Here is a 9737-nt window from a genome sequence, read left to right as displayed (position 1 = left end):
GACCGAACGCGCGCGCCGCTGGGTGCTCGGTGGCGCCCTGCTCGCCGTCGTCGCGGCCGGTCTGGTGCTGGCGCCCTACGTGCTGAGTGTGTCGATCGCGGCAGTGACAGTCGTGCTGCGCAGCCTGTCGCTCTCGGCCAGCGCAGCCACCGGGCGTCGGGGCCGGCGCGGCGCCAAGTGGTACGACGGCGTCCTCAACGTGATCGCCGCCCCGTGGCACTTCCTGGTCTCGTTGCCGGCCACGGTCATGCTGCTGGCCTGGACCGCCCTGATCGTGGCCTGCATCGGTCTGGTGCTGGTCGCGCTCAAGGTCGACGACGTCGTGACGCTCGGTGTCTCCGGAGTGGTGCTCGCCGTGACGATCTGGACCGGGCCGGGCAGCTCGCGGTTGCGTTCGCCCGTGCGACGGATGGGGTTGCCGCTTGCGACGTCGCCCGTGCCGTGGCTCCTGGTCGTGCTGGTCATGGTCGCCCTGGCCTCGGGCATGGTGTCGTGGGCGATGCAGGCTGATCCGTTCTGGGCACCGTTCGACGGCTCGCCCTGGGCATCGGACACCTGGCTGGGCCGCCACCTCTGAGCCCTGACTCCCGCTGTCAGGATCCCCGGTGTGTCGTGGCGCTCGGCACCTGCCTGTTTCCGCTCCGAATGAACGTTTGTGCCAGGCAGTCGTCGAACAGCCGTTCACTCAGAGCGGCTGGTCATTCACAGCGGAACGGCAGCAGGCTCGAGGCGCTGGTCAGCCCACGGCGTCTCGTCGCGACGGGGTCAGCGCACCGGGACCGGCCGCCGCGGCTTGGGCAGCGCGCCCCTCGTGCTCGTGACCGTCGTCCGGGTCTCGGCCGCGAGACGGTGCAGCGCGATCAGCACCTGGTCGAGCAGCACGGAGGATGCCGCGACGGTGGGCAGCTGATCGGCCGGCGCCGCATCCAAGGCCTCGCGGTCGCGGTGTGCCAGGCGCGCCGCCGCGTCGGCGTACGCCTGCAGGTGATCGTCATCGATGGTGAAGCCGACCGAGTCGGCGGCCCGCAACGCGCGGGCCAGGGCCGACAGGTTGGGGGACTCCGTGGCGACCTGCCAGCCGAACCCGGTCACCAGGGCCTGGGCCTGCGCGACGTCCGTGGGCTCGTGGGCTCCGGCCGCCGACGTGGCGATCGCCTGCTGCACGCGCGCCACCCGGGTCTCGGTGTCGGTGCCCGGCAGGTGGGCCGCGTCGAGGATCTCGTGGATTTCCGCGAGCGAGAGTCTGCCGACCTCGAGCAGTGCGCGAATCAGGCGAAGCCGGTCGAGGTGCGTCTCGTCGTACAGGGCCTGGGTGGCGCTGGTCGCGCGCCCGGAGTGCAGCAGGCCGGAACGGAGGTAGAACTTGACGGTGCCGACGGGCAGTCCTGCGCGCTCGCTGAGCTTGCTGATCCGCATGGGCTGGGGTGTTCCTTCACGATGGAGCGACTGTTCTTTCGGCTCAGCCTAGGTTGGGGACCGGGTGCTCCGCAGAAGAATCGGAAGGTCGGATCGCGAGACGCCCCCCGCGCAACCGCGTCCGCCGTGGCAAACTGAGCGCGTGCAGCGATTCGTGAGCATTATCGACTAGCGCATCAGCAACCCTGATGCGCCAACCTCTCGTGCCCCGGGAGGTTTTTTTGTTGCCACAGCCTTGTTGCCACACACCAGTACCCAGCCGATCGAAGCGAGATGACACCGATGGACCTCCAAGGGGCCTTCCACGTCTACGACACCACCATGCGCGACGGCGCCCAGCAGGAAGGCCTGAACCTGTCGGTCGCCGACAAGCTCAACATCGCCCGGCTGCTCGACGAGCTGGGGGTCGGCTTCATCGAGGGCGGGTGGCCGGGCGCCAACCCGAAGGACACCGAGTTCTTCCGTCGGGCCGCCGAGGAGCTGCAGCTGCGCCACGCCACGCTGGCCGCCTTCGGAGCGACCCGCAAGGCAGGCGTCGCCGCGGCCGACGACCCGCAGGTCGCCGCGTTGCGTGACAGCCGCGCCCCCTACGTCACGCTGGTCGCCAAGTCACACACGCGTCACGTCGAGCTCGCCCTGCGCACCACGCTCGAGGAGAACCTGGCGATGGTGCGTGACTCGGTCGCCCACCTGCATGCCGAGGGGCAGCGGGTCTTCCTCGACGCCGAGCACTTCTTCGACGGCTTCCGTCTCGACCGCTCCTATGCACTCGAGGTGCTGAGCACGGCGTACGACGCGGGCGCCGAGGTGATCGCGTTGTGCGACACCAACGGCGGCATGCTGCCGCACTGGGTCGGCGAGATCGTGGCCGACGTGATCGAGTCGACCGGGGGCCGGGTCGGCATCCACGCCCACAACGACACCGGGTGTGCGGTGGCCAACTCGATCGCGGCCGTGCAGGCCGGCGCCACCCACGTGCAGGGCTGCATGAACGGGTACGGCGAACGCACCGGCAACGCTGACCTGGTCACCGTGGTGGCCAACCTGGAGCTCAAGCTGGAGCAGCAGGTGCTGCCCGAGGGCGCGCTCGCCGAGTCCACTCGCATCGCGCACGCCGTCGCCGACATCACCAACTTCCCGCCGGCCTCCCGTCAGCCCTATGTCGGCACCTCGGCGTTCGCGCACAAGGCCGGCCTGCACGCCTCGGCGATCAAGGTCGACCCCAACCTCTACCAGCACCTCGACCCGGTGCAGGTCGGCAACGACATGCGACTGCTGGTCTCCGACATGGCCGGGCGGGCATCGATCGAGCTCAAGGGCAAGCAGCTCGGCTATGACCTCTCCGGCGACAAGGACCTCGTCACGCGACTGACCAACCGGGTCAAGCAGATGGAGTCCCGCGGCTACACGTTCGAGGCCGCGGACGCGTCCTTCGAGCTGTTGCTGGTCGAGGAGGCGGAGGGCACGCGGCCGTCGTACTTCTCGGTGGAGTCGTGGCGGGTGATCACCGAGACCCTGGCCCACCCGGAGCCGGGCGAGGAGGCGGTCTCCGAGGCAACGGTGAAGCTGCGCGCCGGCGGCGAGCGCTTCGTGGTGACCGGCGAGGGCAACGGCCCGGTCAATGCGCTGGACCACGCACTGCGCCAGGCGATCGGCCAGGCCTATCCGGAGGTCGCCAAGTTCGAGCTGATCGACTACAAGGTGCGCATCTTCGACCAGGGCCACGGCACCGACGCCACCACCCGGGTGCTGATCGAGACCTCGGACGGCGAGTCGTCGTGGGTCACCGTCGGCGTCGGGCACAACGTGATCGAGGCGTCGTGGGGCGCGCTCGTCGACGGCCTCACCTTCGGCCTGCGGCGGCACCACGTCTGAGCCTGCTTCCCGCTGAGCCTCGAGCCTGACGCGCGTTCCGGCCCTGCGTCCCGGCCCCCGGCCCTGCGTCCCGGTCAGCCGGCCAGGATGCGCCGGACCAGGTCGTCCCAGCCGGCCACGATGCGCTCCTCGGCAACACCCTCGGAGCGGTGCTGGCGCAGGATCTCGGGCTCGAGGGGAGCCAGGACTGCGGTGGTCAAGAGGTAGAGGTCGCCGGTGACGCCGAGCTCGGTGAGCAGGTGGCGCACGTGCATGGCCGCGAACGAGTAGGCGGCGTACGACCTGCCGTAGGAGGAGATCGCTGCCTCGATGAGGTCGGCGTGGCGCAGGTTCAGCTCGAGGCGGGAACGGCCGAAGGCCTGGAGTCGCTCGAGCGGGGGAGCGCCGGGCCCGAGCGGCGGCGGACCGGAGATGACGGCGTTCTGCCAGGCCGACTCCGAGTGGTCGAGCACCGCGCCCATCAGGCCGGCCCGGCTCTCGAAGCGCCTGAACACGGTGCCCTTGCCGACCCCGGCGGCCTCGGCGACCTTCTCCATCGTGACCGCGCAGGCGCCGTCGGCCTTGACCAGTCGCAGCGCGGCGTTGAGCACGGCGTCGCGATTGCGCGCGGCGTCGCGGCGTTCGGGCGCCGGCTGGCCGAGCAGCGGCAGCTCCGTGGGCGGGGTCACAACCGTCATCCTAGGCGCTCGGAATAAACCGGACCGCGGTCCGCTTACCTTTCCCGGAAGCCCTCACCCCCACCTACAGGAGATTCCATGTCTGACACCCGCGTAGTCGTCCTCGTCGGCAGCCTCCGCGCCGACTCGCTGAACCGCCGCATCGCCGAGACGCTGAAGGCCCAGGCCCCGGCCGGCGTCACGATCGACATCGCCGAGGGCCTCGGCGAGATCCCGTTCTACAACGAGGACATCGACGGCGAGAGCGCCCCCGAGTCCGCCACCCAGCTGCGCAAGACCGTGGCCGAGGCCGACCGCGTGCTGGTCGTGACCCCGGAGTACAACGGCACCATGCCGGCCGTGCTGAACAACGCGATCGACTGGCTTTCCCGCCCGTACGGCACCGGTGCCGTGGTCGGCAAGCCGTTCGCGGTCGTCGGTGCCACGCCCACGCCATACGGCGGCAAGTGGGCCCACGAGCACGCCCGCCACTCGGCCACCATCGCCGGTGCCAAGGTGATCGAGGACGTCGTCGTCTCGCAGTCCGCGATGGAGGGCGACATCCTGGCCGACGACGAGGTGGTCGCGAAGCTGCTCGGCGCCGTGCAGACCCTGGCCGACGCCAGCTGACGTTTCCGTCGGTCGTGGCGATGCTCCCTGACGATCCCGTTCTGTTGAGGACCGGAACGTCAGGGAGTGTCCCGACCGGGGTCAGCGCCAGAGCAGCGCGGCGGTGAAGTCAGCGTTGACGTAGTGCAGGTAGTTCTTGACCTGCTTCTGGGTGATTCCCGACGTGCCCGTGCAGACGGTGAACACGACGTACTTCCCGGCGCTGCGGGCCCGCCACTGGCCCTTGTCGAAACCGGGGGCGACGTCCTTCTTCTGGTAGTTGAAGTCGTTGTCGGTCAGCGTCTTGTCGTTGGAGAACGCGGTGGCCTTCGCCTCGCTCGACATCTCCATGACCATGTTCGTGATCACGACCTTGCCGCGCTTGGCCTGGTAGGTGACCTTGACGCCGTACCTGCATCCGCGCGACGTCAGAGAGCCCGACACCTCGAGCTTCTTGCAGGTGGCGTAGTCGGTGCCCCGCACGTGCTTCGCGTCGAGCTCGGTGTCACCGAGCTTGAAGTGCCAGTCGTCCTCGTACTCCGCGGCGGTGATGCGTGCGCCGGCGGGAGTCGTGGTCTCGGGCTCGGACGGTGTCGTGGTCTCCGGCTGCGTCGGGGAGGTGCTGTCGCTCGGGGGATCGAGCGGTTCGGGAGGATCCGGGAGCTCGGTGCTGGAGGGATCCGAGGGCTCGCCGGTGGGCGACCCCGTCGACCGGGCCGCAGGATCGCCCGCCACGGCCCGCGACTGGTCGTCCGCATCGCAGCCGGACAACACGCCGCCAGTCAGCAGCACCAGCACGCCGACGGTCGTTGCCGTCTGGCGACGCAGGGTGGCCCGGACGGATGAACGCATGGTGCTCCTCGGATTCGGCGGGTGTGCGCGGAGGTTCCTACCCTTCCCGCGCGCGCCCCAATCCTGACACCGGCCAACGCCGGTGCCGCCCGACGGGCCGGTCGATGCGACCGGACGGGCCGGCTCAGGGAGCGTCGGTGAACCAGTCGGGAGCGGCGGCACAGAACGCCTCACGTCCCAGGGCGCCGGCGCCCTGCGGGAGTACGCCGAGCACGGGGACGCCGGTCACCCGAGGCAGGTCCTCGCGATTCGTGCGCTCGGCCAACCCGGGCGCGTCGGGCCAGGCCCCGATGACCAGGCCGGTCGGCTCCAGACCACGCGCGCGAAGGGCGTCGACGGTGAGCTCGGTGTGGTTGAGGGTGCCGAGCCCGGCGCGACTGACGACGTACACCTCGGCATCCAGCTGCTCGGCCAGGTCGAGCACCGTGCCGCCCTCGGCGTCGAGACGCACGAGCACTCCGCCGGCGCCCTCGACGATCACGGTGCGGTGGCGGCGAGCGAGCTCCCGGATCCGCGCGGCATGCTCGGCCACGACGGGCAGCCGGGTGCCCTGGATGCGGGCGGCGGTGTCGGGGGCGAGCGGAGCCGCAAGGCAGGTGAACTCGTGAACTCGGCAACCGGTCAGCCGGTGCACCTCGGTGGCGTCCGCAGGATCGCAGGGGGCCTGAGGGTCGATCCCGGTCTGCACAGGCTTCACCACGGTCACCTGGTCGTGATCGTGGCCGTCGTGTCGGATTCGTACGGCGAGGGCGGCGGTGGCGATCGTCTTTCCCACGCCGGTGTCGGTGCCGGTGACCACGACGATCCGGCCGCTCATCCGGACACGACCTTCACGATGGTGTCGGTGGCCCGCTGCCAGTCGCTGGCCGAGACCCCCGCGTTGCAGGTGATCCGCAGGCGCGAGACGCCGTCGGGCACGGACGGAGGCCGGAAGCAGCCGACCCTGATGCCCTCCTCGAGGCAGGTGGCCTGTGCGGCCAAGGCCGTCTGCGGTGAGGGCATCGGGATCGAGAGCACCGCCCCGGCCGGGAGACCGACCCCGAGGGCGCGGCCGAGTACGCCGACCCGGCGGTGGATCACGTCGGGCAGCTCGGGCTCGTCGACCAGGATGCGTAGCGCGGCCAGGGCGCCCGCCGTCGGGGACGGTGCCAGGGCGGTGTCGAAGATGAAGGGGCGGGCCCGGTTGACCAGGTGGTGGAGGAGGGCACGCGGACCCAGCACTGCACCGCCCTGGGCGCCAAGGGCCTTGGACAGGGTTGCCGCAACCACGACGTGGGGGTGCCCGGCCAGGCCCAGCTCGCGGACCAGCCCGTGACCGCCGACCCCGACCACGCCCAGCCCGTGGGCCTCGTCGACGACCAGCAGTGCATCGTGGTCGACACAGGCGTTCGCCAGCGCGCGCAACGGGGCGGCGTCGCCGAGCACGGAGTAGACCGACTCGGCGAGCACCAGGGTGCGGCGGTCGCCGGCGGCGCCGAGGGCACGGCGTACCGCCTCGACGTCGTTGTGCGGCGTCACCACGATCTCGGCCCGCGACAGTCGGGCGGCGTCGATGAGAGAGGCGTGGATGTGGGCGTCGGAGACGATCAGGGCGTCCCGGTCGGCCAGCGCGGTGACCACTGAGAGGTTGGCGTGGTAGCCGGTGGAGAACACGAGCGCATCGGGCCACCCCAGGAAGGCGGCCAGCTCCCGCTCCAGCTCCTGGTGGAGCTCCAGCGTGCCGGTGACCAAGCGTGAGGCGCCCGAGCCGGCGCCCCAGGCGATGGCCGCGGCAGCGGCTGCGCCAGACACGGCCGGGTGGCGGGACAACCCGAGATAGTCGTTGCCGGCGAGGTCGATGACGTCGTCGTCCGTCCTGCGTGGGTTGAGGATTCGGGTCAGATTCTTGCTCTCGCGGTCCGCCGCCTGCGTCGACAGCCACTCCGTCCAGCGCGTCATCCGGCCCTCACCGCCGCTCCGATCGCTGCGCAGATCTCGGCGACGTCCACGTCGGTCGAGATGTAGGGAGGCATCGTGTAGATCAGGTCCCGGAAGGGGCGCACCCACACTCCGCTCGCCAGGGCGGCCTCGGTTGCCGCGGCCACGTCGACCGGGTGGTCGAGCTGGACGACGCCCACGGCGCCGAGTGTGCGGACGTCGGAGACGCCGGGCTGCTGGCGCAGGGGAGACAGCCCCCGGTTGAGGCCGGTGTTGATCCGGGTCACGTCCTGCTCCCACCCGCGATCGAGCAGCAGGTCGATGGAGGCGGCAGCCACCGCACAGGCCAGCGGATTGCCCATGAAGGTCGGCCCGTGCATGAGCACGCCCGACTCGCTGGCCGAGATGCCGGCGGCGATCGCCGGTGTGCACAGGGTGGCGGCCAGGGTCAGGTAGCCGCCGGTCAGTGCCTTGCCCAGGCAGAGGATGTCGGGGGTCACGCCATGGTCGCCGCTGCCGGAGACGACGAGGTGCCCGGTGCGACCGAAGCCGGTGGCGATCTCGTCGAAGATCAGGACGAGGCCGTGTCGGTCGGCCACGTCGCGCATCACCCGCAGGCACTCGGGGTCGTAGGGGTGCATGCCACCGGCGCCCTGCAGCAGCGGCTCGACCACGATCCCGGCGAGCTCGGGTGCGTGCTCGTCTGCCAGCGCGTCGAATCCCGCTGCCCAGGTGTCGACGTCACCGCCGGGCGGTGGTGGTCTCTGGCCGAAGACGTGCCGGGGGAGCAGCCCGGTGAACATGGAGTGCATGCCGCCGACCGGGTCACAGACGCCCATGCAGCCGCAGGTGTCGCCGTGATAGCCGCCGAGGACGGTCAGGAAGCGGGTGCGCTCCGGCCGGCCGATGCCGCGCTGGTGCTGGAGCGCCATCTTCAGCGCGACCTCGACGCTGACGGACCCGGAGTCGGCCAGGAAGACGTGCTGCAAGGGGTCGGGGGTGAGGTCGACGAGTCGGCGGGCCAACTCGACGGCCGGTTCGTGAGTCAGGCCGCCAAACATGACATGGGTGAATTCCCTTGCCTGGTTGGCGATTGCCGCGTCGAGGACGGGGTGACGGTAGCCGTGGATCGCTGACCACCACGAGCTCATGGCGTCGATCACGTCCGCGCCGTCGAGCGTGAGTCGTACGCCGTCCGCACCGCTGACCAGGCGCGTCGGCGCCGGGTCGGTCATCGACGTGTAGGGATGCCAGAGGTGCTCGCGGTCATAGGCGAGCAGGGCGGTGGCGGGCGAGGTGGTCATGCGTTGGCGGGGGCCTCGGTGCCGGCGCCGCGGTGCCGGATGACGGGATCCTGCGCGGTGCCGGCGTCGTCGGCCTCCTCGGAGCCGAGCACCACGAATCCGTTGTCGCGCAGCATCTCCAAGTCGGCCTTGGCGTCCTGGCCCTCGGAGGTGAGGTAGTCGCCGAGGAAGATCGAGTTGGCCACGTGGAGAGCCACGGCCTGGAGCGAGCGGAGGTGCATCTCGCGGCCGGCGGCGATGCGGATCTCCTTGTCGGGGCACACGAAACGAGCCATGGTCAGGATGCGCAGGCATCGCAGGGGGGAGAGCTCCCACGTGTTCTCGTAGGGCGTGCCGTCGAACGGCATCAGGAAGTTGATCGGGATCGAGTCGGCCTCGAGGGCCCGGAGTGCGAAGAGTGCCTCGACCAGCTGCTCGTCGCTCTCGCCGAGTCCGGCGATCAGTCCCGAGCACGGTGAGAGACCGGCGGACTTCGCCTTGTCGATGGTGTCCGTGCGGTCGTCGTACGTGTGGGTCTGGACGATGTTGTCGTGGTTGCTCTCGGCGGTGTTGATGTTGTGGTTGTAGGCGTCGACGCCCGCTGCCTTGAGGCGATCGGCCTGCCCGTCCTTCAGCAACCCGAGGCAGGCGCAGACCTCGACGCCTTCGTGCTGGTCCTTGAGGGCCTCGGTCATCTCCACGACCTTGTCGATGTCGCGATCGGAGGGTCCGCGACCGGACGAGACCATGCACACGCGGGTCGCCCCGCCACGCAGGCCGGCGCCGGCCTGCTCGAGGGTCTCGTCCTTCGTGAGCCAGGAGTACTTCAGGATCGGTGCCTGCGACCCCAGGGCCTGGGAGCAGTAGTTGCAGTTCTCCGGGCACAGACCGGACTTGAGGTTGACCAGGTAGTTGACCTTGACCGTGTTGGCGAAGTGCTCACGGCGCAGTCGGGCCGCGGCAGCCACGGCCGACAGGACAGCCGTGTCGGGCGCTCGCAGCACGGCCAGGGCGTCGGTCTCGGAGGCGGCGGCGCCCCCGGCGAGGATCCGGTCGGCGAGCTCATCGAAGGTCGTCGTCATGCGGGGCTTCTCCTGGACTCGATCGGAACCTGAACGGTGTTCAGGAA

General features: G+C 70.4%; 10 protein-coding genes. 3 read left to right on the top strand and 7 right to left on the bottom strand.

Features of this window, described 5'->3' with window-relative positions; translation table 11 throughout:
• A partial coding sequence (locus tag NJ4_RS26065) for a hypothetical protein (protein WP_169799300.1) occupies nt 1–577 on the top strand: 577 nt, incomplete at its 5' end.
• 188 nt (nt 578–765) lie between these two features.
• Here NJ4_RS26065 and NJ4_RS20160 read toward each other — a convergent pair.
• Nucleotides 766–1416, bottom strand: coding sequence for a MerR family transcriptional regulator (locus NJ4_RS20160; RefSeq protein WP_067439497.1), 651 nt, complete (start codon nt 1414–1416; stop codon nt 766–768).
• A 282-nt stretch (nt 1417–1698) separates the two neighbouring features.
• Here NJ4_RS20160 and cimA point away from each other — a divergent pair, with 282 nt between their 5' ends.
• Nucleotides 1699–3291, top strand: coding sequence for a citramalate synthase (gene cimA, locus NJ4_RS20155; RefSeq protein ID WP_067439494.1), 1593 nt, complete (start codon nt 1699–1701; stop codon nt 3289–3291).
• A gap of 74 nt (nt 3292–3365) precedes the next feature.
• Here cimA and NJ4_RS20150 read toward each other — a convergent pair whose 3' ends face one another.
• A complete protein-coding gene (locus NJ4_RS20150) occupies nt 3366–3968 on the bottom strand; it encodes a TetR/AcrR family transcriptional regulator (RefSeq protein WP_067439491.1) in 603 nt (200 codons plus the stop codon).
• Between the two features lie 78 nt (nt 3969–4046).
• Between NJ4_RS20150 and NJ4_RS20145 the strand changes: the two genes are divergently transcribed.
• On the top strand, nt 4047–4577 hold the full coding sequence (locus NJ4_RS20145) for an NADPH-dependent FMN reductase (protein WP_067439488.1): 531 nt from the start codon (nt 4047–4049) through the stop codon (nt 4575–4577).
• A gap of 81 nt (nt 4578–4658) precedes the next feature.
• Here NJ4_RS20145 and NJ4_RS20140 read toward each other — a convergent pair whose 3' ends face one another.
• From NJ4_RS20140 to bioB, 5 genes are all read right to left on the bottom strand, one after another.
• Nucleotides 4659–5408, bottom strand: coding sequence for a hypothetical protein (locus NJ4_RS20140; protein WP_067439485.1), 750 nt, complete (start codon nt 5406–5408; stop codon nt 4659–4661).
• Nucleotides 5409–5532: 124 nt separating this feature from the next.
• Nucleotides 5533–6225 (bottom strand): dethiobiotin synthase, encoded by a 693-nt coding sequence (gene bioD / locus NJ4_RS20135; RefSeq protein WP_067439482.1) that lies wholly within the window; start codon nt 6223–6225, stop codon nt 5533–5535.
• Nucleotides 6222–7346, bottom strand: a complete 1125-nt coding sequence (locus tag NJ4_RS20130; protein ID WP_067439479.1) for an 8-amino-7-oxononanoate synthase — start codon at nt 7344–7346, stop codon at nt 6222–6224. The genes bioD and NJ4_RS20130 overlap by 4 nt, the downstream gene beginning before the upstream one ends.
• Entirely contained in the window at nt 7343–8629 is a 1287-nt protein-coding gene (locus NJ4_RS20125) for an adenosylmethionine--8-amino-7-oxononanoate transaminase (protein ID WP_067439476.1), read from the bottom strand. Before NJ4_RS20125 ends, NJ4_RS20130 begins: the two co-directional genes overlap by 4 nt.
• Complete coding sequence (gene bioB / locus NJ4_RS20120; RefSeq protein WP_067439473.1) at nt 8626–9690, bottom strand: biotin synthase BioB; 1065 nt, start codon at nt 9688–9690, stop codon at nt 8626–8628. The genes NJ4_RS20125 and bioB overlap by 4 nt, the downstream gene beginning before the upstream one ends.
• Nucleotides 9691–9737 lie beyond the last annotated feature (47 nt).

It is taken from the genome of Nocardioides jensenii JCM 1364 = NBRC 14755, assembly GCF_001552535.1.
GTDB classification, from domain to species: Bacteria; Actinomycetota; Actinomycetes; order Propionibacteriales; family Nocardioidaceae; genus Nocardioides; species Nocardioides jensenii.
Note: the sequence above shows the minus strand (reverse complement) of the source record. Positions and strands in the feature narration are given on the sequence as shown.